The 24,839-nt window shown below is 71.0% G+C and carries 21 protein-coding genes; 7 read left to right on the top strand and 14 right to left on the bottom strand.

The window, feature by feature from the left end; all coding sequences use genetic code 11:
* Nucleotides 1-35 precede the first annotated feature (35 nt).
* On the top strand, nucleotides 36-344 hold the full coding sequence (locus ACRX5W_RS14640) for an ATP/GTP-binding protein (RefSeq protein WP_436788534.1): 309 nt from the start codon (nucleotides 36-38) through the stop codon (nucleotides 342-344).
* Nucleotides 345-374: 30 nt separating this feature from the next.
* Here the strand turns inward: ACRX5W_RS14640 and ACRX5W_RS14635 are convergent, their stop codons facing one another.
* The 11 genes from ACRX5W_RS14635 to mce form a co-directional block, all read right to left on the bottom strand.
* On the bottom strand, nucleotides 375-959 hold the full coding sequence (locus ACRX5W_RS14635; protein WP_436788620.1) for a GTP-binding protein: 585 nt from the start codon (nucleotides 957-959) through the stop codon (nucleotides 375-377).
* A 49-nt stretch (nucleotides 960-1,008) separates the two neighbouring features.
* Nucleotides 1,009-1,497, bottom strand: a complete 489-nt coding sequence (locus ACRX5W_RS14630; RefSeq protein ID WP_436788533.1) for a DUF742 domain-containing protein — start codon at nucleotides 1,495-1,497, stop codon at nucleotides 1,009-1,011.
* A 5-nt stretch (nucleotides 1,498-1,502) separates the two neighbouring features.
* Nucleotides 1,503-1,946: a roadblock/LC7 domain-containing protein gene (locus ACRX5W_RS14625; protein WP_436788532.1), complete on the bottom strand. Its 444-nt coding sequence runs from the start codon at nucleotides 1,944-1,946 to the stop codon at nucleotides 1,503-1,505.
* A gap of 109 nt (nucleotides 1,947-2,055) precedes the next feature.
* Entirely contained in the window at nucleotides 2,056-4,203 is a 2,148-nt protein-coding gene (locus ACRX5W_RS14620) for an ATP-binding protein (protein WP_436788531.1), read from the bottom strand.
* 282 nt (nucleotides 4,204-4,485) lie between these two features.
* The gene (locus ACRX5W_RS14615) at nucleotides 4,486-5,607 is read right to left on the bottom strand and encodes an ABC transporter permease (RefSeq protein ID WP_436788530.1); all 1,122 of its coding nucleotides are present in this window, start codon (nucleotides 5,605-5,607) and stop codon (nucleotides 4,486-4,488) included.
* A gap of 3 nt (nucleotides 5,608-5,610) precedes the next feature.
* Complete coding sequence (locus tag ACRX5W_RS14610; RefSeq protein WP_436788619.1) at nucleotides 5,611-6,741, bottom strand: ABC transporter ATP-binding protein; 1,131 nt, start codon at nucleotides 6,739-6,741, stop codon at nucleotides 5,611-5,613.
* Between the two features lie 233 nt (nucleotides 6,742-6,974).
* A complete protein-coding gene (locus ACRX5W_RS14605) occupies nucleotides 6,975-8,123 on the bottom strand; it encodes an AI-2E family transporter (RefSeq protein WP_436788529.1) in 1,149 nt (382 codons plus the stop codon).
* Nucleotides 8,124-8,274: 151 nt separating this feature from the next.
* The gene (locus ACRX5W_RS14600) at nucleotides 8,275-9,210 is read right to left on the bottom strand and encodes a cellulose-binding protein (RefSeq protein ID WP_436788528.1); all 936 of its coding nucleotides are present in this window, start codon (nucleotides 9,208-9,210) and stop codon (nucleotides 8,275-8,277) included.
* Between the two features lie 192 nt (nucleotides 9,211-9,402).
* Nucleotides 9,403-13,941: a hypothetical protein gene (locus ACRX5W_RS14595; RefSeq protein ID WP_436788527.1), complete on the bottom strand. Its 4,539-nt coding sequence runs from the start codon at nucleotides 13,939-13,941 to the stop codon at nucleotides 9,403-9,405.
* Between the two features lie 305 nt (nucleotides 13,942-14,246).
* The gene (gene ccrA / locus ACRX5W_RS14590; protein ID WP_436788526.1) at nucleotides 14,247-15,584 is read right to left on the bottom strand and encodes a crotonyl-CoA carboxylase/reductase; all 1,338 of its coding nucleotides are present in this window, start codon (nucleotides 15,582-15,584) and stop codon (nucleotides 14,247-14,249) included.
* A gap of 237 nt (nucleotides 15,585-15,821) precedes the next feature.
* Nucleotides 15,822-16,259 carry a methylmalonyl-CoA epimerase gene (gene mce, locus ACRX5W_RS14585; RefSeq protein ID WP_436788525.1) on the bottom strand — a complete coding sequence of 146 codons (438 nt, stop codon included), beginning with the start codon at nucleotides 16,257-16,259 and terminating at the stop codon, nucleotides 15,822-15,824.
* Nucleotides 16,260-16,462: 203 nt separating this feature from the next.
* On the opposite strand from mce, the gene ACRX5W_RS14580 reads away from it, so the two are divergent.
* Nucleotides 16,463-17,650 carry an acetyl-CoA C-acetyltransferase gene (locus tag ACRX5W_RS14580; RefSeq protein WP_436788524.1) on the top strand — a complete coding sequence of 396 codons (1,188 nt, stop codon included), beginning with the start codon at nucleotides 16,463-16,465 and terminating at the stop codon, nucleotides 17,648-17,650.
* A gap of 262 nt (nucleotides 17,651-17,912) precedes the next feature.
* Here ACRX5W_RS14580 and ACRX5W_RS14575 read toward each other — a convergent pair whose 3' ends face one another.
* A complete protein-coding gene (locus tag ACRX5W_RS14575; RefSeq protein ID WP_436788523.1) occupies nucleotides 17,913-18,581 on the bottom strand; it encodes a Uma2 family endonuclease in 669 nt (222 codons plus the stop codon).
* Nucleotides 18,582-18,627: 46 nt separating this feature from the next.
* On the opposite strand from ACRX5W_RS14575, the gene meaB reads away from it, so the two are divergent.
* Nucleotides 18,628-19,581, top strand: a complete 954-nt coding sequence (meaB, locus tag ACRX5W_RS14570) for a methylmalonyl Co-A mutase-associated GTPase MeaB (protein ID WP_436788618.1) — start codon at nucleotides 18,628-18,630, stop codon at nucleotides 19,579-19,581.
* Nucleotides 19,582-19,724: 143 nt separating this feature from the next.
* Here the strand turns inward: meaB and ACRX5W_RS14565 are convergent, their stop codons facing one another.
* Nucleotides 19,725-20,252 carry a MarR family winged helix-turn-helix transcriptional regulator gene (locus ACRX5W_RS14565; RefSeq protein WP_436788522.1) on the bottom strand — a complete coding sequence of 176 codons (528 nt, stop codon included), beginning with the start codon at nucleotides 20,250-20,252 and terminating at the stop codon, nucleotides 19,725-19,727.
* Between the two features lie 136 nt (nucleotides 20,253-20,388).
* On the opposite strand from ACRX5W_RS14565, the gene ACRX5W_RS14560 reads away from it, so the two are divergent.
* From ACRX5W_RS14560 to ACRX5W_RS14545, 4 genes are all read left to right on the top strand, one after another.
* Entirely contained in the window at nucleotides 20,389-20,919 is a 531-nt protein-coding gene (locus tag ACRX5W_RS14560; protein ID WP_436788521.1) for a MarR family winged helix-turn-helix transcriptional regulator, read from the top strand.
* A gap of 142 nt (nucleotides 20,920-21,061) precedes the next feature.
* Complete coding sequence (locus ACRX5W_RS14555; RefSeq protein WP_436788520.1) at nucleotides 21,062-21,382, top strand: DUF3817 domain-containing protein; 321 nt, start codon at nucleotides 21,062-21,064, stop codon at nucleotides 21,380-21,382.
* A gap of 97 nt (nucleotides 21,383-21,479) precedes the next feature.
* Complete coding sequence (locus tag ACRX5W_RS14550; protein WP_436788519.1) at nucleotides 21,480-21,794, top strand: DUF3817 domain-containing protein; 315 nt, start codon at nucleotides 21,480-21,482, stop codon at nucleotides 21,792-21,794.
* Nucleotides 21,795-21,859: 65 nt separating this feature from the next.
* Nucleotides 21,860-22,837: a co-chaperone YbbN gene (locus ACRX5W_RS14545; protein WP_436788518.1), complete on the top strand. Its 978-nt coding sequence runs from the start codon at nucleotides 21,860-21,862 to the stop codon at nucleotides 22,835-22,837.
* 219 nt (nucleotides 22,838-23,056) lie between these two features.
* On the opposite strand, the gene glgB is transcribed toward ACRX5W_RS14545, so the two are convergent.
* On the bottom strand, nucleotides 23,057-24,839 hold a 1,783-nt coding region (gene glgB, locus ACRX5W_RS14540; protein ID WP_436788517.1), incomplete at its 5' end, for a 1,4-alpha-glucan branching protein GlgB.

The following is a 24,839-nucleotide window of genomic DNA, read 5'->3' as shown; positions in this document are numbered from 1 at the left end:
ACCAGGCTGCACCCGGGCACCGCTACCCTTTTTCCGTGCCCCGTCGAAACCGCCCCCACCGCTCCGAACGCCGCGGCCCCGAGGGCGGCGGCGGGGGATGGTCGAGCCTGGAATCGCGCGAGTCGAGCCCGGACGGCGACTGGATCGTGCGCCCGATCGCCGGTGCCGCCGCCGGCAAGGTCTACCGCTGCCCGGGCTGCGACCACGAAATCCCCGTCGGCGTCGCGCACATCGTCGCGTGGCGCGCGGACGGCATCGGATCCGTCGACGACCGCCGCCACTGGCACCGGGCGTGCTGGAACAACCGCGGCCACCGCCGGGTGTCGCGCCGCCCCGGGCGCTGACCGCGTTTTTCGCTGATCCTGCCGGACGGGCTAACCGGTCACCGTACGCAGCGCATGCATCACCAGCGACGCCAGCGCACCCGCGGCACTTTTGCGGTCGCGGGCGTCACAGGACAGCAGCGGGGTGTTCGGGCTCAGCGACAACGCCTCGCGCAGCTCGCTGTCCGGGTACCTCGGTGCCCCGTCGAACGTGTTGATCGCCACGATGAACGGCAGCCCGCTGCGCTCGAAGTAGTCGACGGCCGGGAAGCAGTCCTCGACGCGGCGGGTGTCGACGAGCACGACCGCTCCCACGGCGCCGCGTACCAGGTCGTCCCACATGAACCGGAAACGTCCCTGGCCCGGTGTGCCGAACAGGTAGAGCACCAGGTCCGAATCGAGCGTCACGCGCCCGAAGTCGAGGGCAACCGTCGTGGTCGTCTTGTCGGGGAGGCCTTCGAGCCGGTCGGTCGCCGCGCTCGCCACCGTCATCACCGACTCGGTGGTGAGCGGCTCGATTTCGGACACCGAGGTGACCAACGTCGTCTTCCCGACGCCGAATCCGCCGGACACCACGATCTTGGTCGACGTGATCGGCGGCACCCCGTCGCCGCGCGGTGTGGCCGGCGGGGTCAACGGCGGTACGTGGCGGCCCGCTTGGCGCGGCACACCGGGACGTCCGGGGTCAGAGCCTGCGTAGTCCACCCAGCAGCCTTTCGAGCAGTGCGCGGTCGGGGCGGCCGGAGTCGCCGGCCGTCGGATAGACGCTTATGCGTCCCTGGGCCGCCAAGTCGCTGATGAGGACGCGGACCACGCCCAGCGGCAGGCCCAGCAACGCGGAGACCTCGGCGACGGAGCGGACGCCGCGGCACAGGGCGATGATCTCCCGCACCTCCGGCATGTCGCCGTCGCCGTCCTCGTGGTCGGGCTCGGCTTCCGCGTCCGCTTCCGCGTCCGCTTCCGCGTCCGCCTCCGCGTCCGCCTCCGCGCCGACATCCGCGTCGGTGGCGTCGTCGGGGACGAACTCGTCGTCCGGCTCGCAGTCGAGCGTGGTGACCAGGGTCTCGACGTACAGGTCATGGCTGTAGTTCGTGCGACCGCGGGTCAGCGCGTACGGCCGCACCCTTGCGGACCGGCCCAGGGCCCCGGTCCGTCCCCCGTCGTCAGCGGCCATCGCGACTACCTCCCTGCTGCGTTGCCCGGCTCGTGACTGCGGTGAAGCTCGGCGCGGAGGGCCGGCGTGAGCACGTGCCCGGCCCTTCGGACGAATGCTGTCATCTGATAGGCGATGACTGCCAGATCGCCGGTGGCCGAAGCGTGCACACCGAGGCACGAACCGTCGCTGATGGACATCGCGACGACGTGACCCTCCGCCATGGTGATGATTTCCTGGCGTACTTCGCCCATGCCCATGACCCGCGCCGCGCCCTGCGCGAGGCTCACGAGCCCGGAGACGATCGCGCCCAGGCGTTCGCCGCCCGACCCGGCTCCGCCCTCGCCGGCGGAGGCCAGCAGCAGCCCGTCCGAGGAGACGAGGACGACCTGGCGCACGCCGGGCACGTCTTGGGCGAGCCCGTCCACGAGCCACTTGACGTGTACGACGGCGGTGTCCTGTGCGTTCACCTGTACTCACCTCCGGGTGCCGGTACGGCGACTGGCCTGCGATGGGATCGGATGGGGAAAGGCACGGCGGGGGCGAAGGGTGCCGGGGACCGGGGTCTGCCCGTCGTGTTCACAGGGTTTCGCCTCCGCGTGCCCCGGCGGTCTCGTCGGCGAAGCCGCCCTCGGGTACGCCGGTTCCGGTCCCGTCGGGCGAGGTCACCGGCCCGCTCGCCGGGGATATGCCGGGGAAGTCGGGCAGAGCCGGGAGCCCTGCCATGGGCGTGTCCTGCTCGATGGGCGCCTGGCGCGCCGCCGAGCAGCCCATCTGGAAACCGCTGAGCCTGCGCCGCAGTTCCTCGGCCGCGACGGGACCGCTGTCCCGGACGCCCGGGGTCGGTGCGGCGCCGGACAGGAGCCCGGCGGACGGGCCGGGGAAGACCGCGCCACCGTCGTCCGCACGGTCTCGCGCGACGCGTTTCGGCAGGCCCGCGTCGGTCACCGCACGGTTGCCCGATGACTGCCGGGGCGCGTGCTCGGCCGCCGCGTCCGATACCGGCGGCGAGCCGTCCGCGACGGCGGAATCACCGCGCGAGCGCCGCGGCAGCGGGGGGCGAGCGGCATCGGCGGGGGACACCCGGATGCCCGCGGAGGGGTCGGCGGGCATGTCGGACGACAGACTCGCGGCGATGCGCAGCAACGCCGTCGCGTCGGGGTCCTGGGCGAACGGGGTGACGGAGTACGCCGGTTCGGCGGCGGCGGGCGGGGCGTGGCGCGCAGCGTCGCCCGCACTGGAGTCCGTGCCGAAGTCGGCGCCGGAATGCGCGCTGAGGTCCGCACCGCTCGTGCCGCCCTTGGCGCGGCTCAACCGCCGGGGCAGGGGCGGCGGTTCGCCGGGGACGGTGCCGGGTGCCGTCGAAGGAGAGGGCGGCACAGGGGGCGACGATGCCGGGCCGTCGGTCGAACTCGCCCATGAAGTCACGGAGTCGCCGGCCTGCGCGCGCTCCGCGTGATTGCCCCCGGTTTGCGCGGGCTCGGCGGGCGCGACGTCGGCCTGCGGCCCCGGCCCGGACCCGGCGAACGGCACCTCGCCCACCGCCGGCGCCTCATCCGCCGGAACCGACCTGTGTCGCCCGGTCGCGCTCGGCGCGTTCTCGTGCCGCGCCTGAAGGCTGGTGCGGGCCGTCGCGCCGGGAAGGCGCCCGGTCGCCGACGTGTCGCGGACCGCCGCCTGTGCGCGGTCGAGTTCGCGTTCGTGTGTGATGTCCGCGGGACTGGGCCCCGACCCGTGCAGCAGCGCGGCCGGGAGCATCACGATCGCGGCGAGGCCGCCTTCCCGCCGGGGCCGCAACTGCACGCGCACGCCGTGCCGGGCCGCCAGCGCGCCGACGACGAACACGCCGAGGCCCGCGAGGTCCGGCGCACCGGCCGCAGCCGGGCCGCCCAGAAGCTGCGCGTTGAGTTCGGGCAGGCGGTCGGGCGGCACGCCGAAGCCCTCGTCCTCGACGGTCAGCAGGATGCCGCGGTTCTCCAGGGTCCGTCCGGCGACGGTGACGCGCGTGCTCGGCGGAGAGTAGGCCGCGGCGTTCTCCAGCAGTTCGGCGAGCAGGTGGCTGATGTCGTCGGCGGTGTGTCCGGCGAGTTCGGTGCGGGGGATGTGGCCGATGTCGACGCGCTCGTAGTACTCGATCTCCGAGACGGCTGCTCGTACCACGTCGAGGAGCGTGCCCGGCGGCCGATGACCGTGCCGTTCGTCGGCGTTGGCCAGCACCAGGACGTTCTCGCTGTTGCGCCGCATGCGGGTTGCGAGATGGTCGAGCCGAAAGAGGTCTTCGAGCCGCTGCGCGTCTTCCTCGGTGTGCTCCAGCCGCTCGATCAGGTCGAGTTGGCGTTCGACGAGGGTGAGCGTACGCATCGACAGGTTGACGAAGGACTCCTGCATGCGTTCGCGCAGCAGGTCGTCCTCGGCGAGCAGAAGCTGGCGGCTGCGGTTGAGTTCGGCGATCTCGCCGCCGCGCCGGTCCACTTCCTCGGCCAGGCGGCGGTGCGCGTCGTCGCGCCGGGCGATCTCGGCATGCAGCCGGCCGATGTGCTCGGCGACGAAACGCCGTTGCACGAACGTCGAGGCAAGGCCGATCGCGGCGGACGGTACGAACAGCAGGATGACGATGGCCGCGTGGAGCTTCGCGTCGTCCGAAATCAGCGTCATGACCGAGATGAGCGCGGCGGCCAAGCCGAGGACGGCGGCGGCCGTCGCGGTCGCCACCGCGGCCGCGCTCACGGGCGCTACAGGCTTGTCGGGCAGGCCGGCTGACAGCCGGTCAGGCTCGGCGCCCGGGCTGTTTCGGCCCCGCTTTCCCCCGGCCATCCTCGTCCCCTCCCGAAACATGGCTGCCGATCCTATCCTCACACCTCTGGGGCGCTTGGTCCCGCTTCCGAACAACTCCTGTGGCGAGATTGCGGATACACAACAGGACGCATTGCCACATAACGCGAAGCCCCGTACAGGCAAAGGCCGTACGGGGCTTCGGTAGCGAACGGGCGGGCCGTCACATGGGGTGCCTCACACGTCGCGGGTCTTCAGCAGCGCCGCGCCGCCGAAGAGCGCGGCGGCGGCGTACCCGGCCATGAGGAGCATGCCGGACCACGGCCCGAGCGGGCTGTCGAGTTCACCGCTCGGCGCGATCATGGCGGCGAGCAGCCCCATCGGCGAGAACTCGATGATCCACTCGCCGGCCTTGGCGGGAATGAACGCGCCGATGATCCACGGCAGCAGCATGACGCCGAGCACCGTCGTGATCGCCCCGGCCGAGTGTCGAAGAATCGTCCCGACGCCCAGCGCGAACAGGCCGAGCAGCGACAGGTACGTCGCGCAGCCCACGACACCCTTGAAGATGTCCTTGCCTTCGGAGTCGACGACCATGTCGCGGGTCAGCATCGCGTCGCCGATGAGGTACGCGAGGTAGCACGCCACCAGGCCGACGACGAACATCAGCACCGCGAACACCACGGACTTCGCCGCCAACACCGTCAGCCGGCGCGGATACGCCGTGAGGGTCGACCGGATCATGCCGGTGGTGTACTCCGCCGAGATCGTGAGTACGCCGAGCGTGGCCGCCGCGATCTGCGCGATCATGACGCCGATCAGCGACAGCGAAACGCTCGGGTCCGGCTCGTCGTCGGTCCCGCTGACCGTCGCGCCGAGCAGCGCGGCCATGCCCAGGATCAGCACGACCATGACGACGAGGGACCAGGCCGTCGAGCGGACCGTGCGGATCTTCGTCCACTCGGACTGGAGCATGCGCGTGAAGTGGAGGCCGCCGTTGGGCGGTTGCTGGAACTGCCCGGCCGCCTGCGGGTGCCCGGCGGGTGCGTATTGCGCGTTGCCGGGCGGACCGTACGCGGCCGGTCCGGCGCCGTAGGGCTGACCGGGCTGTGCGTGGTGGGCGGGCTGACCGGGATGTCCCGGCGAACCGGGGTGGCCGTACGCCGGTGCGAGCGCCGGACCGGGGGCGTGGGCCTGCGCGTGTTCCTGTGCCTGCCCCGGCCCGCCCGCAGGCGTTCCGGGCTGCGGACCCGCCGCGGGACCCGGCCGGTACTGCGGCTGCGCCGGCGGCTGCCCCTGGGCCTGCGGACGGTGTTGCGGCTGCGGCTGCGGCTGCGGCTGCGGAGTCGGGTTGCTCATGGCTCAGGCCTCGCTTCCGGGCTGCGGAGCCTGCGCCGGACGCGCCTGCTGCGGCTGTGCCTGCTGGGGGTGTGCCTGCTGGGGGTATCCGTGCTGCGGCGCGTGTCCGTGGCCCGCCGGGACCGGCTGCGGCGCGTACGGCCCGCCCGCGCCCTGCGGAGGCCCCCAGCCCTGCGCCGGTGCTCCCCACCCCGGTGGCGGCCCACCCACCGCCGGTGGTTGACCGGGCAGCCCCGCGCGGTACTCGACACTGCTCTGCGTCAGCCGCATGTAGACCTCTTCCAGGGACGCGAACCGCGGCGACAGCTCGTGCAGCGCGATCCCGTGCTCGGCGGCCATGTCGCCGATCGCTGCCGGTTCGGGCCCGGTGACGCGCAGCGCGCCGCCGTCGCCCTCCGGCGTCACCGTGCCGCCCTTGGCGGTCACCAGCTTGGTGAGCTTGTCGGCCTGCGGCGAGCGGACGATCGTGTACGCCTGCGAGTTGCGCTCGATGAAGTCGCGCATCGAGGTGTCCGCGATGAGCCGGCCCTGGCCGATGACGATCAGGTGTTCGGCGGTCACCTCCATCTCGCTCATCAGGTGACTGGACACGAAGACCGTGCGTCCCTCGGCGGCCAGCGCCTTCATCAGGTTGCGGATCCAGAGGATGCCCTCCGGGTCCAGACCGTTGACCGGCTCGTCGAACATCAGGATGCCGGGATCGCCCAGGAGTGCCGACGCGATGCCGAGGCGCTGGCCCATACCGAGCGAGAACCCGCGCGTCCGCTTCTTGGCGACGGCCGTGATGCCGACCAAGTGCAACACCTCGTCGACGCGCCGACGCGGCAGCCCGTTGCTCTGGGCCAGGCACAGCAGGTGGTTGTACGCGCTGCGCCCGCCGTGCATCGCCTTGGCGTCGAGCAGCGCGCCCACCTCGCGCAGCGGCGCGGAGACCTGCCGGTACGGCCGGCCGTTGACCAGCACGTGGCCGGCGGTGGGGGAGTCCAGGCCGAGGATCATGCGCATCGTCGTCGACTTGCCGGCACCGTTGGGCCCGAGGAAGCCGGTGACCGTTCCGGGGCGGACCTGGAACGAAAGCTGATCGACCGCCAGCTTGTTGCCGTACCTTTTCGTCAAGCCCTGGGCTTCGATCATCATGTCCTCTGAATCGGTCTGGATCGGTCTGCGTCGGTCGGGTGTCGGTCGGGGCGGTCGGGTCGGTCTGCGTGTCGGCCTGCGCCGCGCCCAAGGGCGGCGACGCACCGCGACGCCTCCACCCTAGGCAACGCCCGAGTCCGGGTCGTGTGCCGTAAGGGCGGATCCGCCACCGCCCACAGGCCGAGGGAGGACCCGTTCCTCCTCCTTGCGGCGTAGGGGGTGTCCCCGGGTCAGACCTGGTCCTGCCGGGGCGTGACCACCTCACGGATGATCAGCAGCCCTGCCGCGGCGATGGGTATCGCCAGCAGCGCGCCGGTCACGCCGAGCAGCGCGGCGCCCACGAGCGCCGCGATGATCGTCACCGCGGGCGGCACATTGACCGCACGCTTCATGACGCGCGGATAGATCAGATAGTTCTCGAACTGCTGGTATGCGATGTAAAAGAGCACACACGCGAGCGCCTTGCCCGGCGAGTCGAAGAACGCCACCGCGGAGACGACGACCGCGCCGATCGTCGCGCCGATCATCGGTATCAGGTCGGTCAGCGCGACCACCAGCGCGAGGGGCAGCGCGAATTCGAGCCCGAGTGAGGCCAGGAAGATCAGCGACGAGACGCCCGCACACGTGGCGACCAGCAGCATGCCGTTCACGTATCCGCCGATGCCGCCGATGATCTCGTCGCCCAGCGCACGCACCCGGGGCCGCCGCGACGCCGGGAACAGCCGGTAGATCGCCTCTTTGATGTTCGGCAGCGAACCCAGGAAGTACAGGGTCAGACACAGCACCGTGAGCGTGTCGAAAACCGAGTTCAGGACCAGTTTCCCGAATCCGAGCAGGCCCCCCGCGACGTTCTCCGCCGTGCTCTCGCTGGCCGCCGCCTCCTTGGCCTTGTCGATGATCCCGTACTTCTCGTCCAACCGCTGGAACTGCTCGTGGTGCAGCAGCTCGGTGAGTTTGTCGGGAATGCTGTTGATCAACTCGCTGGTCTGCTCCGCGAGCGGCTGCGCGATGGCCGTGATGAAGCCGGCGATCACCAGCAGGAAGCTGATCGCGACGGTGGCCACCGCCCAGCGGCGCGGGAGTCCGAGGCGCTGGAGGCGCTCCACGAACGGATTGAGCCCCGCGGCCAGGAAGAACGACACCAGGATCAGGACCAGGACGTCCTTGATCCCGGCGACCGCCTGGGCGAGGAACCACGCGGTGAGGAGGCCGAGCCCGCCGATGAAGCCGACGTAGAACGGCGAGGACCGGCGCAGCGGTCGGCCGGGGTGGCCGAAACGCGGCGTGGGCACGGCCGGTTTGTCGTCCGGCCCCGCGCCCCCCTGCGCATCGGCAACGTCCGCGTCGTCCCCCGCGGACGGCGTCGTATCCGTGTTCACGGCCAGACTCTAGAGGGAAAAGCGATGCGGCCGTTCCGCGGAAACGGAACGGCCGCAGGTCGGCGCCATGCAAAACCGGTCAAGGCACGCCGTGTTGCGTACAGGAACGCACCGGACGGTGCGCGGGCGTAACGCCACAGGGGAGACCGAACTAGCGGCTCTGCTGCGCCGGAACGCTCAGCTTGTCGTCCTCGTCGCCCGGAGCTCCGGCCGCGGCGACCGCCGCGCCCGTAAGCGTCGCCAGCATCTCGCGGACGTTGGTGAGCTGGGCGTTGATGCTGTCACGGCGGTGCGTCAGCGCGGCAAGCTCGCGCTCGGACTCGCTGCGGATGCGGTCGGCCTTCGCCCGCGCGTCCGCCACGATGTCGTCCGCCTGGCGCTGCGCGGTCTCGATCGTCTGCCGCGAACGGCGCTCGGCGTCCGTACGCAGCTTCTCCGCCTCCAGGCGCAACTGCTCGGCCCGGTGCTCCACTTCGGACAGCCGCTTCTCGGCCTTCGCCTGCCGCGCGGCCAGGTCGCGCTCGGACTGCTCGCGGCGCTTGGCGAGGTTGGTCTCGAAGTCCGCCGCCGCCTGTGCCGCCTTCGCGCGGGTCTCCTCGAAGAGGGCGTCCGCTTCCTCGCGCTTGGTCGCGGCGTCCTTCGACGCCTCGGCGCGCATCGCGGCGGCCTCGGTCTTCGCCTTGTCGAGGATGCGGGCGCCCTCGTCCTCGGCCTTCGCCTTGCGCTCCTTGCCGTACTGCTCGGCCTCGGCGCGGGTCTGCTGCGCGGCGGCCTCGGCGAGCTCGCGGTGCTGGTCGGCGGCGCGGCGGGCCTCCTCACGCAGGTCCTTGGCCTCTTCCTCGGCCAGCCGCAGGATCTTCTCGACGCGGGCACCGAGGCCCGCGTACGACGGTTCCGCGTCGTTGAGCTGGGCCTGCACGTTCTGGCTTTCGAGATGCAGTTCCTCGATCCGCTTCTCCAGCGCGGAGATGCGGGCCAGGGCACTGTCCCGGTCAGAGACGAGCTTCGTGATGCGATCGTCGACCTGCGAACGCTCGTACCCTCGGCGGACGAGATCGAAGCCGTGCGGAGAGTTAGTGTCGCTCATGGGGTTCCTGTCGTATGACCGGTGCTGTGGATGAGGTGACGGTAGGAATCCTGGCACGAATCAGACAGCTCATCGACTGGGACGATGAGAATCCCGAGATGAGAATGCCGATGAGTTGAAAGGCACTTGCCGGCCAAGGTGCCGCCCGGAAGCGGCCAAGGTGCCTGTCAAGGTGCCGATCAAAGGTGCAGATCAATCGTTCGAGGCGGTCGATCCGGACCCGCCGCTGCGGGGAGCGGCGTTGTTGGCCTTGCCGGAAGACGATCCCGCCGGGGCGGCCAGGGCATCCAACACGCCCTGGACTCGGGCCATTTCGGTCGCGATGTCCTTGCGACGTCGGTTGAGTTCGTCCAACTTGCGCTGGCCTTCCGCGCGTGAACGCTCCGCATCGCGGCGGGCTTCGCTGCGCAGCCGATCCGCCTCCCTCCGCGCGTCGTCCAAGATCCTGTCGGCGTCCGCCGCGGTCTTCCGGCGGACGGCCTGGGCTTCGCGCTGTGCGGCGGCGATCTGTTCGGCCACCTTGGCGCGCAGGTCGTCGGCACCCTTCTGGGCGTCGGCGAGCCGCTGCTCAGCCTCGGAGAGCAGCGCCTCGGCCTTCTTGACCGCGGCGATACGTACCCTATCGGCCTCGGAGCTTGCCTTGTCGCGAATCCCGTCGGCTTCCCTGATCGCTTCGGCCTTGGCCTTCTCGCCCTCTTCGACCGAAGCTGCGCACTGTTCCTCGGCCGCGGCCACGAGCGCGTCGACGCGTTTGCCGGCGGCCTGGAGGCTTTCCGCGGCCTGCTTGCGCGCCGCCTCCACGGTCTCCTCGGCTTCCTTGTCGGCCCGTTCGCGTGTCGCGGTGGTGTCGCGACGTGCCTCGGCGATCATCTTGTCGGCGTCCGCACGGGCCTTCTCTATGGCCGATGCGGCCTCCGCGCGAAGGCGCGTGTCCTCGGCCTCCGCCTCGGCGATGAGCTTCGCGGCGGCTTCGGACGCGGCCTTGAGCCTTTGCTCCGCCTTGCGTTCGGCCTGCGCGACGAGCTCGGTGACCCGGCCCTTGGTGGTGACCAGAGTCTGCTCGGCCTCGTCGACCGCCTTGTCGAGGGTCGCCTTGGCCTTCTCGCGCATGGCAGTTGCGTCGGCCTCGGCCGACTTCAGCGTCGCGTCGGCCTCGTCGCGGCTTGTGGTGAGCAGGCGTTCGGCCTCGCGCTCGGAGTCGTTCTTGAGGCGCTCGGCGTGCTTGCGCGCCGCGGTGACGGTCGCGTCGGCCTCGGTGCGGGCGCGTACGAGATGGGTCTGTGCGTCGTCCCGCGACTTGGCCAACTCGCGTTCGGCCTCGGTGCGCAGGCGCGCCATTTCCTCGTGCGCCGCCTCCTCTATCCCGACGACGGCCGCGCGTACGGTCTCCGCCTCGGCGTTGGCCTCGCGGACGATCCGGGCGCCCTCGTCCTCCGCCTTCCGCAGTCCGGCCTGTGCGTTCGCGGCGACCTCGCGGGCCTTGGCCTCGGCGGCGTCGATGAGTTCGCGCGCGCGGCCCTGGGCGCGGTCGCGCAGTTCGGCGACCTCGCGGCGGGTCTCCTCCAGCGCCTGTCGGGCGGCGTCGCGGACCTCGGCGGCGGCCCGGCCGGCCTCGGCGATGGTCCCGGAGGCCTCCGCGGCGGCGTCCTCGCGGGCCTTGCGCGCCGCGGCCTCGGTCGCGGCCTCCAGCTCGGCGGCGTCGCGCCGGGCCGCCTCGCGGATGTTCTCACCCTCGCCGCGCGCGTCACCGAGGACCTTTTCAGCCGCGGTGCGCGTCTTGGTGAGCAGTTCCTCGGCTGCGCGCGACGCGGTCTCGGTACGGGCGACCGCGTCGGCGTGTGCCCGCTCGACCAGCGAGGCCGCCTGCGAGCGTGCGTTGTCGAGCGTTTCGCGGGCCTCGCTGCGGGCGGCCTCGGCCTCGGCCCGCAGCCGGGCGGCCCGCGCTTCGGCGTCGCGCCTGAGCGCCTCGGCTTCACGTGCCGCGGTCTCGCCGGTTTTGGTGGCTTCGGCGTGTGCGGTGGCGAGGATTTCCTCGGCTTCGGTGACGAGTTGGGTTGCTCGTGCTTCGGCGTCGCGCCGGACCGCGTCCGCCTCGCGCGCGGCCGTCTCGCAGGTTTTGGTGGCTTCGGCGTGTGCGGTGGCGGGGATTTCCTCGGCTTCGGTGACGAGTTGGGTTGCTCGTGCTTCGGCGTCGCGCCGGACCGCGTCCGCCTCGCGCGCGGCCGTCTCGCCGGTCTTGGCTGCCTCGGCCCGCGCGCCGGCGAGCAATTCCTCGGCCTCGGCCTGAAGTTGTGCCGCTCGCGCCTCGGCGTCGCGTTTGAGTGCCTCGGCCTCGCGTGCCGCGGACTCGCCGGTCTTGGCTGCCTCCGCACTTGCGGTCGCGAGGATTTCCTCCGCCTCGGCGACGAGTCGGGCCGCCCGGTTCTCCGCGTCCCGCTTGAGCGCGTCGGCCTCGCGTACCGCGATATCGCCGGTCTTGGCCGCCTCGGCCCGTGCCTTGCCGAGGACTTCCTCCGCCTCGGCGTGCGAGCGGCCGACCGTCTCGGCGGCCTGGTTCCGTAGGCGTTCGGCCTCCGCCCGTGCCTTGGCGGTGAGTTCGGCGGCCTCGGCCTCCGCTTGGGCGCGGGTCTCGGCGGCGGCGGCCTCGGACTCGCTCGCCAGCCGCTCGGCTTCGCGCTCGGCCTGCGCCAACCGCTCGGCGGTCTCGGCCTGCTGACGTTGTGTCAGATCACGCAGCCGCGCGGTGTCGGCCACGGCCTTCTCGCGCAGCTTGCCCGATTCGGCGCGGGCGCGTTCGAGGACTTCCTCGCCTTCGGCCTCGCCGCGCGCCTTTATCTCGTCGGCGTGCGCCTTGGCTTCGGCAAGCAGCCGTTCGCTCGTCTCGCGGGTGCGTGCCTCGGCCGCCTCGGCGTCGGTCTGGGCCCTCGCGCGAAGTTCGTCGGCCTCGGTGCGGGCCTCGGCGGTCAGCCGCTCGGCCGCGGCGCGGGCCTTCGCGAGGAGTTCGTCGGCGGCGGCGCTCGCGGCGTCCAGGCGTTCGGTGGAGCCGGTCTCAGCTTCGGCCAGCAGCCGCGCGGCTTCGGCCTGGAGCTTGGCAGCCTCGTCCTTGGCCTTCGCGAGGACTTCCTCGGCGGCCGAAGTGGCGGCGTTCAGGCGCTCCGCCGCGGCCGTCTCGGCCTCGGCACGCAACCGGGCCGCGTCCTCCCGGAGTTCGTCGGCGTCGCCGGTCGCCCGCGCGACCAGCTCCCGGGCGGTCTCCTCGGCGGCGGCGATGCGGTCGTTCGCCTCGGTCTCGGCCGCACCGAGGCGGGCCTCGGCCTCCGCCTGCAAGTTCTCGGCGGCTTCGCGCTGTTCCTCTATCGCCGCGATGATCTCGGCGTGCACGTCGAGCGCCTTCGCGCGGGCCGCCTCGGTCTCCGCGATCGCGGCGTCGCGCTCCGCCTCGGCCTCGGCGACGGTCTCGGTGCGCAGGCGTTCGGCGTCGGCCTGCGCCTCGACGCGCAGGCGTTCGGCCTCGGCGGCGGCCTCGCCGCGCAGGCGCTCGGCCTCCGCGTCGGCCTCGGCCCGCAGCCGCTCTGCCTCCGTACGCGCCTGCTCGGCCAGTTCGGTGGCCTCGGCGCGGGCGGCCTCCAGGAGTTCGGTGGCCTGCTTGCGGACCGTCTCGCTGTGTTCCTGGGCGTGCGTACGCGCCTTTTCGAGGATGTCCTCGGCATTCGCCGTCGCGGCCTGGAGGCGCTCGGCGGCGTCCGTGCCCGCGACGTCGAGCAGCGCCTCGGCCTCGGCCTTGAGGCGTTCCGCCTCGGCCTGGTGGCGTTCGGCCTCCTCGGCGGCCTCGGCCCGCAGCCGGGCGACCTCGGCCTGCGTTTCCCGCAGCAGTTTGGCGGTGTCCGCGGAGGTGCCCTCGGCGTGTTCGGCCGCCTCGCCGGTGACGCGGCGCGCTTCGGCGAGTGCTTCCTCGCGGATGCGCTCGGCCTCGGAGCGGGCGCGGTCGACCAGGGCCTCCGCCTCGCTGCGGTGGCCGGACTTGATCTGCTCGATCTGCTCGCCGAGGGAGTCCGCGCGCTCCTGCGCGGAGCTGAGCAGGCGCTCGGCTTCGGCGCGGGCCTGGGCGAGGATGGCGTCGGCTTCGGCGCGTGCGGTCTGCGCGGCGCCGGCCGCGCCTTCGCGGGCGGCCCTGGCCTGGGCACTCGCGTCCGCGAGCAGGCGCTCGGCCTCCATGCGGGCGGCCTCGACGAGTTGCCGGGCGCGTTCATCGGCCTGCGCGCGTACCTGCTCGGCCCATGCGACGTTCTCGCCGACCCGTGCCTCGGTGGCCTGGCGGGCGTGCGCGAGCTCTTCCTCCAGCCGCCGTCGGCGGGCCTGGAGTTCGGCCTGCCACTCGGCCTCGTGCTGGGCCGTGCGCTGCTGGGCCTCCTGCATCATGCGCTGCGTGTGGGCGCGCGATTCCGCAAGTTCTCTTTCGGCGTCCGCCCGAACCTGTTCGGCCTGGAGCTGGGCGTTGCGCAGCATTTGCTCGGCTTGGCCGCCGATGCTGTCGAAACGCGGCGTGGCGAGCTGCCGTCTGAGGTCGTGCAGCTTCGCGCGGAGCACCTCGACCTGGTAGGCGAGGTCTTCCGCGTGCGCGACACTCTCCTCGCGCTCAGTTCGCAGCCGCTTCATCTCGGCTTCGATCTGGCCGAGGCCGTCGTCAACCTCGTAGCGGTCGTAGCCCCGCACTGTGGGGTCCCACTCCATCCCCTGGCCGCGTCCTCACCAGCGCCGTTACCGTATCCGAACCACGCCCGACGCAGATTCGGCAGATCTTGTCAGATCCCGACCAGTGTCCGTCGGGCGGGAGCCGGGGCAGGCTGCCACCTTATGGCCCCACCGCGACCCGCACGGTGTCCACCAGGGAAATGGTGTCAGATCCCGGGAAAGCTTAGTGCCGCGTCAGGCCAGGAATCTCCTGACGCGGCACCGGTCCTGCGTCACCTCAGGGCCCTGTCTCGCATTCCGGACGTCATGTCTTGCTGAGCGAGGCTTTCACCGGGTGCGGCGGATCACACGTTCCGGAAGCGGTTGATCTCGTCGACGTGCTGTGCGCGCAGCTCGGGGTTACGCACACCCAGGCCCTCCTCGGGCGACAGGCACAGCACCCCGACCTTGCCTTGGTGCAGGTTGCGGTGCACGTCGTACGCGGCCTGCCCGACCTCGGCCATGGGGTACGTGCGCGACAGCGTGGGGTGGATCTTGCCCTTCGCGATCAGCCGGTTCGCCTCCCACGCCTCGCGGTAGTTCGCGAAGTGGGAGCCGATGATGCGCTTGAGGTTCATCCACAGGTAGCGGTTGTCGTATTCGTGAACGAATCCGCTCGTCGATGCGCAGGTCACGATCGTGCCGCCCTTGCGCGTGACGTACACCGAGGCGCCGAAGGTCTCGCGGCCCGGGTGTTCGAACACAATGTCGACGTCCTCGCCGCCGGTCAGCTCGCGGATGAGCTTGCCGAAGCGGTTCCACTCCTTCGGGTCCTGCGTGCGCTCGTCCTTCCAGAACCTGAAGTCCTCGGCCTTGCGGTCGATGACCAGGTCGGCGCCCATGTTCCGGCAGATCTCGGCCTTGTCCGGCGACGAGACGACGCAGATGGGGGTCGCGCCGCCGTTGAGGGCGAACTGCGTCGCGTACGAGCCCAGGCCGCCGGAGGCGCCCCAGACCAGCACGTTGTCGCCCTGCTTCATGCCGGCGCCGTTGCGCGAGACGAGCTGGCGGTACGCGGTCGAGTTGACCAGGCCGGGCGACGCCGCCTCCTCCCACGACAGGTGCCGCGGCTTGGGCATGAGCTGGTTGGTCTTCACCAGCGCGAGGTCGGCGAGACCACCGAAGTTGGTCTCGAAGCCCCAGATGCGCTGCTCGGGGTCGAGCATGGTGTCGTTGTGGCCGTCCGCGCTCTCCAGTTCGACGGAGAGGCAGTGCGCGACGACCTCGTCGCCGGCCTTCCACGCGTGCACGCCGGGCCCGGTGCGCAGCACGACGCCGGCCAGGTCCGAGCCGAGCACGTGGTAGGGCAGGTCGTGGCGCTTGGTGAGCGGGGAGCTGCGGCCGTACCGCTCCAGGAAGCGGAAGGTCGAGACCGGCTCGAAGATCGAGGACCACACGGTGTTGTAGTTGATGGCCGAGGCCATCACCGCGACGAGCGCCTCGCCCGGGCCGAGCTCGGGCAGGGCCACCTCGTCGACGTGCAGCGAGGAGCGCGGGTCCTTGTCGCGGGAGTCGAGCCCGTCGAACATCGTCTCCTCGTCCTTGCGGATGGTGACGGCTCGGTAGGACTCGGGCAGGGGAAGGGCTTCGTACGCTTCCTGCGGGGTGTCCCCGGCGAGGATGGCGTCGAGAATCTCCTTCATCGTCGGCCTCCAAGGGTCGGCGTCTGGAGTTGAGGGTCTGCTGCGACGGCGAGCCAAATTACCCACCGGTAACGGTAGGGGCGTCGCCGGGGTGTGCCAAGGGGCGGGCTCGCAGCAAACCCGCCCCTTGAGGAAAACGTTGTGTGTCCGCCCACCGCAGTTGCCCCGCGGTGGCCTCCCGTACGCCCCGGCCCGCGGAGGGTTTCGCGGGCGGGGCGGGGTGTGGCGCAGTGTCGGTCAGTGCCCGGCGTCGGCGTCGGCCGCGGTGACCAGCTCGGTCAGCACGCCGTGGCAGTCCTTGGGGTGCAAGAACGTGATGCGCGATCCCATGGAACCACGTCGCGGCTCGTCGTACAGGACCCGGACCCCCTTGTCGCGGATTGCGGCGGCGTCACCGTCCACGTCCGCGGTGCCGAAGGCGATGTGGTGCACGCCTTCGCCGTTCTTCTCCATCCACTTGCCGACCGCCGAGTCCTCGCGGATCGGCTCCAGGAGCTGGAGGTACGACGCGCCGCCGTCGTCCGTCTCGTTGATCTTGAGCATGGCCTCGCGGACGCCCTGCTCCTCGTTGACCTCGGTGTGGAAGACCTCGAAGCCGTACGTGGCGCGGTAGAACTCCACCGATTCGTCGAGGTTGCGGCAGGCGATGCCGATGTGGTCGATGCGCGTGAGCACGATGCCCTCCCGGGTCTTTGGGGTTACCTCTGGGTAGGTACCCTGATTGTCCAGCGACACTATGGACGAGACCACGTCCAGGTCTTCCGGGGCAGGGCGTGGGTTGTGTCACAGCACAACCCCCGCATGCCCTCTGCAAGCCGACACTGACGTGCGGGTAAGTTTCCGCCCAAACTCTCATCCTTGACTTGGAGGCCGCAGTCATGGCCGGTTCTGTCATCGTCGCCGGGGCACGTACCCCGATGGGGCGCCTGCTCGGCTCCCTCAAGGGCTTCTCCGCGAGCGACCTGGGCGGCATCGTGATCAAGGAGGCGCTGCAGCGCGCCGGGGTCACGGGCGACCAGGTGCAGTACGTGATCATGGGCCAGGTACTCCAGGCCGGCGCCGGGCAGATGCCCGCCCGCCAGGCTTCGGTCAAGGCCGGTATTCCGATGAGCGTGCCGTCGCTGCTGATCAACAAGGTCTGTCTCTCCGGCCTGGACGCGATCGCGCTGGCCGACCAGCTCATCCGCGCCGGCGAGTTCGAGATCGTCGTGGCCGGCGGAATGGAGTCCATGACCAACGCGCCGCACGTGCTGCCGAAGTCGCGTGAGGGCTTCCGCTACGGAGCGTTCGAGGTCCTGGACGCGATGGCGTACGACGGCCTCACCGACGTGTTCGACCACGTCCCGATGGGCGAGTCGACCGACAGGTTCAACGCGAAGTTCGGCGTCGGCCGCGAGGAGCAGGACGAGTTCGCGGCCCGGTCGCACCAGCGTGCGGCGGCGGCGCAGAAGAACGGCGTCTTCGACGCGGAGATCGTTCCGGTCGAGGTCCCGCAGCGGAAGGGCGACCCGGTCGTCTTCTCGGTCGACGAGGGCGTGCGCCCGGAGACCACCGCCGAGTCGCTGGCCAAGCTCCGCCCGTCCTTCACCAAGGACGGCACGATCACCGCCGGCTCCGCGTCGCAAATCTCCGACGGCGCCTGCGCGGTCGTGGTGATGTCGAAGGCCAAGGCCGAGGAACTGGGCCTGGAGTGGATCGCCGAGATCGGCGCGCACGGCAACGTCGCGGGCCCGGACAACTCGCTCCACTCGCAGCCGTCCAACGCCATCAACAACGCGCTGGGCAAGGCCGGCCTGACGGTCTCCGACCTCGACCTCATCGAGATCAACGAGGCCTTCGCGTCGGTCGGCATCCAGTCGATGCGCGACCTCGGCGTGGACGCCGAAAAGGTCAACGTCAACGGCGGCGCGATCGCTCTCGGCCACCCGATCGGCATGTCCGGCGCCCGCGTCGTGCTCCACCTCGCCCTGGAGCTCAAGCGCCGCGGCGGCGGCACCGGCGCGGCGGCCCTGTGCGGCGGCGGCGGCCAAGGCGACGCCCTGATCCTGACGGTCCCCAAGGCCTGAGTTCCCGGCGGGCGGGCGGCGGTGCTCCTGCACGGTTGTCCGCCCGCATTCGCACCTCCGGCCGGGGAAGGCGGGGCGGCGACCCTGTGCTCCGCCTTCCCCGGATCGTCAGAAACGGCGGGTCGCGGGCAACCTTGGGGAACGGGCCGCGAGGGCCGTCTCAAGAATCGTGAGCTTCGTGCACCGCGAGTCGCCACGCGGACGGACCATGGCCGCGACCCGCCGACCGGCACGAGGTTGCGCTTCCGGTTGAGCCCTGGGCCTACAGGAACGCCTTCATGAAGTCGGTTTCCAAGTGGAAGCTCATCGGCTTGGGCAGCCAGATCTTCTCGCCGATCTCGTAGACGGCGGGCTCCGGGTAGGTGCCCGACTCGGGGTCGGAGAAGACCAGGACGGCACCTTTCCTGCGGTCCACAGCGAGGTACACCGGCACGCCGGCGGCGGCGTACTGGCGGGGCTTCGCGGTGGCGTCGAGTTGGTCCAGATCGTCGCGGCGGTCACTGGACGTGACCTCGACGAGCAGCAACACGCCCTGTGCTGTTATGGCTTTGCCACTGCGGACATCGACGTGCTCGTTCCAGTTGACGACTGTCAAGTCCGGGACCCGCTCAGATGCCCCAAGCGACAGGCCGATGTTTTCCAGCACCTCGACGTATCCCGAGTCGCTGAGCCCGGCCGCGCGGTCACCGAGGCCGCGTTCGAGTCGTTGCCGCAGGCGCAGAAGCAACCGTCCGTGGTCGAGGTCCGGTGCTGCTTGCATCAAGAGGCCGTGCGGCGTTGCCTCCAGCGTCAGGAACTCGGCGGGAGCGGTCAGTTCGGGGAACTGTTCGATGTGCGCGAGGATGCGGGTCGAGTAAGCCGCGATGTAATCAGGTGAGTGGACATCGTCCGGCAGCGGGATGTCCGATGCCGTTGATTCCTGGGGATCCATGACGCCCAGTTTAGGGGCGGAAACAGGAGGTTCTGTGGCGCGGCGAATCGACGTGGCGGTGCTGGTCGAGCAGGCGCGGGCCGGGCAGGCGCGGGCTGTCGCGCGGCTGATCTCCCTGGTGGAGGACGCCTCGCCCGCGTTGCGGGAGGTCATGGCCGCGCTGGCTCCGTATACCGGGCGGGCGTACGTCGTGGGGCTGACCGGGCCGCCGGGTGTCGGGAAGTCGACGTCGACCTCGGCGCTGGTTTCGGCGTACCGCAAGCTCGGCAGGCGCGTCGGTGTGCTGGCGGTCGACCCCTCGTCGCCGTTCTCGGGCGGGGCGCTGCTCGGCGACCGCATCCGCATGCAGGACCACGCCACCGACCCCAACGTGTTCATCCGGTCGATGGCCTCGCGCGGGCACCTCGGCGGGCTGGCGTGGGCGACGCCGCAGGCGCTGCGCGTCCTCGACGCGGCCGGGTGCGAGGTGATCCTGGTCGAGACGGTCGGGGTCGGGCAGTCCGAGGTCGAGGTGGCGTCGGCGGCGGACACGACGGTGGTGCTGATGGCGCCCGGCATGGGCGATGGGATCCAGGCGGCGAAGGCCGGGATCCTGGAGATCGGTGACGTGTACGTCGTCAACAAGGCGGACCGGGACGGCGCCCGGACGACGGCCCGTGAGCTCAACCACATGCTGTCGCTCGGCCCCTCTCGCGGCCCGGAGGAATGGCGTCCGCCGATCGTCAAGACCGTCGCGTCGCGCGGTGAGGGGCTGGACGAGGTCGTCGAGGCCCTGGAGAAGCACCGGGCCTGGATGGCCGGGAACGGGACGCTGGAGCGGCGCCGTCGGCAGCGCGTGCGGGGTGAGGTCGAGGCCATCGCCCTGGCAGCGCTGCGCGAACGCATGGGCGGTGTTGCGGCGGGCCGTACGTCCGACGCGCTCGCGGACCGCGTCCTGGCCGGGACCCTCGACCCCTATGCCGCGGCCGACGAACTGATCGCGGGGCTCGTGGAGGCGTGAGGTCGCGCGGCCGCGTGCCCGCGCCGCGCGTGCCCACGGCGCCGGACCGCGGGCGGCCCCCACACCCACCCGGCTGCCGCGCCCGTGCGTGCGCACGGCGCCGGACTGCGGGCCGGGCCCACGCCGACCCGGCTGCCGCGCCGCTACTTCGGGCCCGGTTTCGTCTCCGCGCCCGGGCAGCCCTGGGAGGGGCACGTCTGGCCGCCGTCGGCGTTGCGGAGGTGTTCGACGATGGTGGCGAACGCCTCGCCGACGACCTTCTTCTGTTCCTCGGTGAAGAGGTCCATGTAGTGCCGCCGCACGCTTTCCACGTGGTCCGGGGCCGCTTTGACCAGGCGGTCCCAGCCGGCCTCGGTGAGAACCGCCCATTGGCCGCGGCGGTCCGAGTCGCAGCTTTCGCGGACGACCAGACCGGCGTTCTCCATGCGGTTCATCTGGTGGCTGAGGCGGCTCTTGGACTGGTGGCTCAGGCCCGCGAGCTCGGTCAGCCGGATCCGTCGCTCCGGGGCTTCGGACAGGCGTACCAGGATCTCGTAGTCGTGCACCGACAGGTTGTGCTGCTGCTGGAGGTCGCGCTCAAGGAACAGCGGGAGCAGATTGAGCACGCCGAGGGAGGCCCGCCACATCCGCTGTTCTTCGTCGCTCAGCCAGCGAGGCTCCGGTTCCGTCATGGCGCCCATCGTACCGGAAGTTGAACATTCAATAAAGAAAGACGGCGCTCTCGCCGCGCGGTGCTGAACTGTTGTTCGGAGGACGAAAATCGGTCCGACCATACTTGCCGGTAGGCGACGCGACTACGCTGCCGCCGTGCCCAAGCCGCTGAACCTGCCCTTCGATCCCATCGCCCGCGCCGCACAGTCCTGGGAGGAGCACTGGGGGCCCTGCCCGCCGATGGCCGCGATCACCTCGATCATGCGCGCCCAGCAGATCCTCCTCGCCGAGGTGGACGCGCTGCTCAAGCCGTACGGCCTGACCTTCGCGCGCTATGAAGCCCTCGTCCTGCTGACCTTCAGCCGCGACGGGGCCCTGCCGCTGTCCAAGATCGGCGAGCGCCTGATGGTGCACCCGACAAGTGTGACGAACACCATCGACCGCCTCGAAAGGGTCGACCTCGTCGCCCGCCGGCCCAACCCGCGCGACGGGCGCGGCACCCTCGCCACCATCACCGACGAAGGGCGCGCCATCGTCGAACGCGCCACCGCCGACCTGATGGCGCACGACTTCGGGCTCGGCGTCTACAACGACGAGCAGTGCGCCGAGATCTTCCGCGTCCTGCTCCCGCTGCGCGTCGACGCCGGCGACTTCAAGGAGTCCGCGGAGACCGGCGAGGAGCACTGACAGGGGGGCGATTCGGAGTCCGCGATGTGGGCGACGTAGTCTGCCTTGTGCTGTTGTGAACGGTGCCGCGGCCACAGGCCCGGCGCCGGAGCAAGCGTCGTCTGCCGTCGCCCGGCGGCGAAGCGAACGAAGGTGTGTCGCCGTGAAGCCTGCTGTCCTGACCCGCTACCGCGTGATGGCCTACGTCACGGGTGTGTGGCTGCTCCTGCTGTGCCTGTGCATGGTGTTCAAGTACGGCTTCGACACGGGCGAGGATGTCACGTTCTACGTGAGCCAGGTGCACGGCGTGCTCTACATGATCTACCTGGCCGTGTCGTTCGACCTGGCCTGGAAGATGAAGTGGCGCATCGAGCGCATTCTGCTCATCATGCTCGCCGGAACGGTGCCGTTCGCGTCGTTCGTCGCCGAGCGGAAGATAGCGCAGGCCGTCCAGGAAAGCGGAAGGATCGCGCAGCCCGCTTAAGGCCTGACCCCTGGTGCGCAGGCGTCCGCCGGCCGGCTGCCGCCGCGCACGTCGTGTTCCCCACCCGATGTTCCCGCCGTACCGGAAAGTGACCTCCATGCTGGCCAACCCCGTATCCCGGTTCCTGCTCGTCTCGCGGCTCGAAGGCGCGTCGTTCCTGGCGCTGCTGTTGCTCGGCTCGCTCCTCAGCCGTGTCTCGGACATCGACCTGGTGATGCCGCTGGGCATCATCCACGCGGTGCTGTTCATCGCGTACGTGCTGCTGATGCTCGACATGCGCACGAAGTTCTCGTGGGACACCAAGACGACCGGGCTCGCGTTCATCGCGTCGGTGCTGCCGTTCGGGCCCTTCGTCTTCGAGGCGAAGATGAAGGATCGTATCTTCATCGAGCCGTCGCCCGCGACGGCCTGAACCAAGCCGGCGGAACGCGCGCGACCCGTGCACCGCGGGGACGCCGCACGGTGGAAGATAGGCACATGCAGCCACGAAACATGTCGATGCGCGGGGTCGTCGACCTCGGCGCGGTCAAAGCGGCGTCCGAGGCCGCCGCGCAACGAGCGGCGCGAGCGGCGAGTGCCGCGCGGGGAGGTGCGGACGGCACGTCCGGCGGTGCACCCGCCGGCGGCTTCGTCGTCGACCTGACCGAGGCGAACTTCGACTCGGTCCTCGCACTGTCCCAACAGGCCCCGGTGGTGCTGGAGTTCTCGTCGCAGCGGTCGCCGCACAGCGTCCAGCTCGGCGCTCTCCTCGACCAGCTCGCCGACGAGTTCGCGGGGCGCTTCGTGCTCGCCCGGCTCGACATCGACGCGAACCCGCAGCTCGCGCAGGAGCTGGTGATGCAGGCCGGCATCCAGGGCCTCCCGGCCGCGGTGGCGGTCATCGCCGGCCAGTTGGCCCCGATGTTCGACCGCGCCGCGCCGCAGGCCGAGCAGTTGCGCCAGATCCTCGACCAGCTCGTGATGGTCGGAGAGCAGAGGTTCGGGCTCAAGGGCATGGGCGCCCCCGAGGCCGGTGGCGCGGAAGACGACGGCGAGCCGGCCGGCGACCCGCTCCTCGCGGCGGCCGAAGCGGCTTTGGACGCGGGCGACTTCGCGGGTGCCGCGCAGGAGTACCGCAACGTGCTTGCCGATCACCCGGGGCACACCGAGGCGAAGCTGGCGCTCGCGCAGGTCGAGCTGATCCTGCGGACCCAGAACGTCGACCCCGCCGAGGCGCGCCGCAAGGCCGCCGACGACCCGACCGACGTCGACGCGCAGACCCTGGTCGCGGACCTCGACGTCGCGGGCGGCCACATCGAGGACGCCTTCGACCGCCTGGTCGACACCGTGCGGCGGACGACCGGCGACGACCGCAACAAGGCCCGGGTGCACCTGCTGGGCCTGTTCGATGTCGTCGGGTCGGACGACCCGCGCGTCGTGAAGGGGCGCACGGCGCTGACCAGCGTTCTCTTCTGAGGGAGCGGTCCGCCGGGGGTTTCCGCGAGCGCGGCGCCGCCGGTCGGCGGGCCGGCGGCCGGCCCCGTGGGAAAGCGACGGATTCCCGCCGCCCCTGGTGATGCCAGGGACGGCGGGGATTTTCGCAGGTGCGCCGCGGGCCGGGGGAGTGCCCCGGGGCTGCCCGTGGGCGAACGTACCTCGGGCCGCTTTCTCAGGCCCGCATGGAGGCCGCAGCCGTCAGGTCGCGGGCCGGCCGGCGTCGGTCGGCGCCAGCCAGATGGTGGCCAGCGGGGGCAGCGTCACGATCGCCTGGCCGGACGCGTCCGTGCGGATGTCGCCCGGATTGCCGACCCCGCTGCCGCCGTAGGCGGTCGCGTCGGTGTTGAGGACCTCCCGCCACGTGCCCGCCGACGGCAGGCGCAGGCCGGTCCCTTCGCGGACGACGGGGGAGAAGTTGCAGACGGCCACGAGGAGTTCGCCGGACGATCCGTGGCGGATGAACGACAGCACGTTGTCGGCCGCGTTGCCGCCGTCGATCCACGTGAAGCCGTCGGGGGTCGTGTCCCGCGACCACAGGGCCGGTGCGTCGCGGTAGACCGCGTTGAGGTCGCGGACCAGACGCTGCACGCCCTGGTGTTCGCCGTGTTCGAGCAGCCACCAGTCCAGCCCGTGCGCCTCCGACCACTCCGCGTCCTGGGCGAACTCGGTGCCCATGTAGACGAGTTGCTTGCCGGGGTGGGACCACATGAAGCCCAGGTACGCGCGGACGTTCGCCATCTGCTGCCAGCGGTCGCCCGGCATCTTGTGCAGCAACGACCGCTTGCCGTGGACGACTTCGTCGTGGCTGATGGGCAGCACGTAGTTCTCGCTCCACGCGTACATCAGCGAGAACGTGATGTCGTTGTGGTGGTACTGCCGGTGGACGGGCTCCTTCTGGATGTACTCCAGAGAGTCGTGCATCCAGCCCATGTTCCACTTCAGCCCGAATCCGAGCCCGCCGTGCGACGTCGGTCGTGTCACGCCGTCCCACGCGGTCGACTCCTCGGCGATCGTCATGATGCCCGGCATCCGCCGGTACACCGTGGCGTTCATCTCCTGGAGGAACCGCACCGCGTCCCAGTTCTCGCGTCCGCCGTCGGCGTTCGGAGCCCAGTCGCCGCCCTCGCGCGAGTAGTCGAGGTACAGCATCGAGGCCACGGCGTCGACGCGCAGGCCGTCGATGTGGAACTCCTCGAACCAGAAGACGGCGTTGGCGACGAGGAAGTTGCGCACCTCGTTCCGCCCGTAGTCGAAGACCAGCGTTCCCCAGTCGGGGTGTTCGCCCCGGCGCGGGTCGGGGTGTTCGTACAGTGGCGTGCCGTCGAAGCGGGCGAGCGCCCAGTCGTCGCGGGGGAAGTGTGCCGGCACCCAGTCGACGATGACGCCGATGCCGGCTCGGTGCAGCGCGTCGACGAGGTACCGGAAGTCGTCCGGTGAGCCGAAGCGCGACGTGGGCGCGTAGTACGACGTCACCTGGTATCCCCACGAACCGCCGAACGGATGCTCGGCGACCGGCAGGAACTCCACGTGCGTGAAGCCCATGTCCTTGACGTAGGCGGGCAGTTGCTCGGCGATCTCGCGGTACGACAGGCCCGGCCGCCACGAGCCCAGATGCACTTCGTAGACGCTCATGGGCAGTTCGTGGTGGGCCCGGCGCGCCCGGGCGGCCATCCACTCGTCGTCACCCCACGTGTACCAGGACGAGGTCACCACCGAGGCGGTCTGCGGCGGTGTCTCGGTCGCGAACGCCAGCGGGTCGGCCTTCTGCCGCAGGTGCCCGTCGCGGCCGGTGATCTCGTACTTGTACTTGGTGCCGTTGCCGACATCGGGCACGAACAGCTCCCACACGCCCGACGATCCGAGCGACCGCATCGGGTGGGCGGTGCCGTCCCAGTAGTTGAAGTCCCCGACGAGGCGCACGCCCTGCGCGTTCGGCGCCCACACCGCGAACGTCGTGCCGGAGACCGGCTCGCCGGGGGTG

The organism is Yinghuangia sp. YIM S10712, assembly GCF_051388935.1.
In the GTDB taxonomy this organism is placed as follows: Bacteria; Actinomycetota; Actinomycetes; order Streptomycetales; family Streptomycetaceae; genus Yinghuangia.
The sequence above is the reverse complement of the archived record's forward strand: the minus strand, read 5'-3'. Positions and strand labels throughout refer to the sequence as shown.